This is a genomic window from Stieleria sp., from assembly GCF_041595215.1.
GTDB classification, from domain to species: Bacteria; Planctomycetota; Planctomycetia; order Pirellulales; family Pirellulaceae; genus Stieleria; species Stieleria magnilauensis.
On record NZ_JBFHKV010001096.1, the window covers coordinates 1 to 2,796 of the forward strand.

Consider the following 2,796-nt stretch of genomic DNA (forward strand, 5'->3'; position numbering starts at 1 on the left):
GTCGGTGACTCGTTCAGCCAGGTTTGGGACAACGGTCCCAAAGAAGGCAACTTGTCTCCACCGCCAGATGATTGGCGCCCGATTTGGTTTAGCGCCGCTGATCGTGGATACTTTTCCCGCAAACGCGCGACCAAGTTCCGTGATGTTCTGGACGGATTGTCCAACACCATCGCGATGGCCGAAATCGTGACCGACTTGGGTGACCGCGACAAACGTGGATCGCTCTCGATCACCAACGGTGGCTGGGTTGTCGAGAAGAACCCGCTGCACTGTGTCGAAGCAAACCAGCTTCTGCCCGACTCACCGATGTTTTGGTGTGACGATGCAACGCTATGCACGCCGCCACCGATTGTCGCCGAGAACACCAACGGTCGTGGCATGAACTGGGCGTGGGCCTCGATGGGCATGACGATGGTCAACACCATCCGACCGCCGAACTCGGAAGTCTGCTTCAATGGCTGGCACGACAACGTCGGTTCGGCTCCGCCGAGTAGCCGCCACCAAGGTGGTGCCCACATCTTGATGGGTGACGGTGCGGTGATCTTCATGACCGATTCGGTCGAATCCGGCGACCAAAACTCGCCCACCAACGGTGCCTGGGATTCGCCACGAGCACCCGGTGCGCTCTACAAGACCGGCAAGAAAAGCGTGTACGGTCTGTGGGGATCACTCGGCAGCCGGGCTTCGAAGGAAACCATCGAAGAACAGTTGAACCAGTAGTGTCGTAGAACGATTCTGCTGAACAAGACACCTCGTCCGTGTAGTCCGCGGGCGAGGTTTTTTTGTACGAGTTTGTCACCTGCAACCATCAGCCGTTTGGCGGCAACGAGCGGCAACCCCTACCCATTTTCCAAACGTGTCCAAGCGGATTTTTGCTTCGATCTTCACCCTCGCGGTGACCTTGCTGCTGGTCGGATGCCGGCGCGATTCAGATCCACACGCCACTCGCGACTCGGATCAGGCATCCGTCACGGCGGACAATACTGCGGACCTGCAGTCTGCTTTGAAGGACGCGCGTGCGCTAGCCGAAAGCGGCGATCACGACGCTGCCGCCCAATCGCTGTATGCGTTGATGATTCGTCACGGTGACAACGACGATGCCAAGGCGCTCACCGCCCAAGTCGAGGCCGCTCGGGGCAACCTGGAATCCGCCGTCGACATTTCACGCTCGGTCGACCCCGATTCGTCCGTCTGGCCCGCCGTCATCGATCTGCGTTATCAAGTTCTGGCCAAGCTCGAGCGCCCGTCGGAAGCCGCCGACACACTGCTGCAAGCGCTCCAAACCAAGCAAGACCAACCGCGGTGGCGTCACGAAGCCTGGCGGCTGTTGAACTTTGTCGGACGCCGACAGGAAGCTTGCGATCAAGCCCTGACACTGTGCCGCTTGGGCTTGGCCAGCGAGCCGGAATTGTTCTCCCTGATCGGTCGTCGCCTGGCCTTTCCGACACCCGATCTGATGAAGGTCCTGCTGACCAAAGGCCAACCGCCGGAGAACCAATTCGCGCCGGGACTAGGAAAAGCCCGCTGGTACTTTAGCCTTGATCAGCATGACCGCGCCCTCGAGCAACTCGGCGACCAAAGCCGCGACGGCTTTGAAAGTGTGGCCGCCCAAGCGTTCTATGGACGGCTGTTGGCCGAAACGCAGCGATGGGAGGCGTTCGGGCAATGGCACGCAAGTCTTTCACCCGAGGTGGAACAATTCAGCGACTACTGGTCCGCCCTGGGGGTTTTTTTCATCGACAGCCGGGCTCACGAAGCCGCGGCCGCCGCGCTGCTGGAATCCATCACTCGCGATCCGACCGACCGAGTGTGTTATCAGCGTCTGGGGAAAGTCCTGGCGGCACTCGACCGTCCCGAGGACAGCGCGCAGTTTCGAAACCGGGGCGTGGAGATCGCACAGACCGAACGCTTGGCCAAGGAGGTGGGGGAAGCTTCGGCGAACAGAGAAAAACGAACTCAACTGGCGCGCTACCTGATGGAACTCGGACGCCCCTTTGAGACACTCGGCTGGACGTCGACCCTCTTGCCCGCCGACGCGATCGGGCCGCGGCAAATGGTTTCTCAACAGCGCGCCCAGCTTTTGCAAGACCCGTCGGTGGCGGACATGACGGTCGAAGTCTCCTTGCTGGGACTCGCCCCCTCGGACTTTGAGATGAAATCTCAGCGAGAAAAGCTGTTGGTCGGTACGCCGTCGGAACAACCGCGGTCGTCGACGCCGGCACGTGACGTCGCTGCCACGCCGCGTTTGGTCAATCGAGCCGGCGAGCTGGGATTGAATTTCCAGTGGTACAAGGACGTGGAAATCGACTTGGCCACCATTCCCATCCATGAATCGCTCGGTGGCGGGATCGCGGTGCTGGACTATGACCTGGATGGTCGGCCCGATGTTTACCTCGCGCAAGGATCAGGCGACCCGCCAACCGATCAATGCACGCGTTCCAATGTGTTGTTCCGCCGCGAGTCGTCGAGGTTCGTTGACCAGACCGTCGCCGCGGATGCGGAAGACTTTCATTATTCCTCCGGGCTGGCCGCCGGCGATGTCAATCAAGACGGCTTTCCCGATCTGTTCCTGGGCAGCCTGGGGCACAACCGTTTGCTGATCAATAACGGCGATGGAACTTTTCGCGAGCAGACCTCAGGGCTGGGAACCTTTCCAGATCGGTTCACCGCGTCGGTCGCCATCGCGGATCTCAACGGCGATCGGCTGCCGGACCTGTTCGAATCCAATTACATCGAGATGGAAGGTGGGTTTGCGCTGCCCAAAAAGGGGCCGGATGGCAAATGGATCTCACCCAC

The 2,796-nt window shown here is 60.2% G+C and carries 2 protein-coding genes; both read left to right on the forward strand.

Going from position 1 to position 2,796, the window contains the following annotated elements:
* Positions 1-720, forward strand: a 720-nt coding sequence (locus ABX749_RS28420; RefSeq protein ID WP_372899004.1) for a DUF1559 domain-containing protein, incomplete at its 5' end; no start/stop codon positions are given.
* Between the two features lie 136 nt (positions 721-856).
* Positions 857-2,796: FG-GAP-like repeat-containing protein (locus ABX749_RS28425; RefSeq protein ID WP_372899005.1), on the forward strand; the 1,940-nt coding region annotated here is incomplete at its 3' end.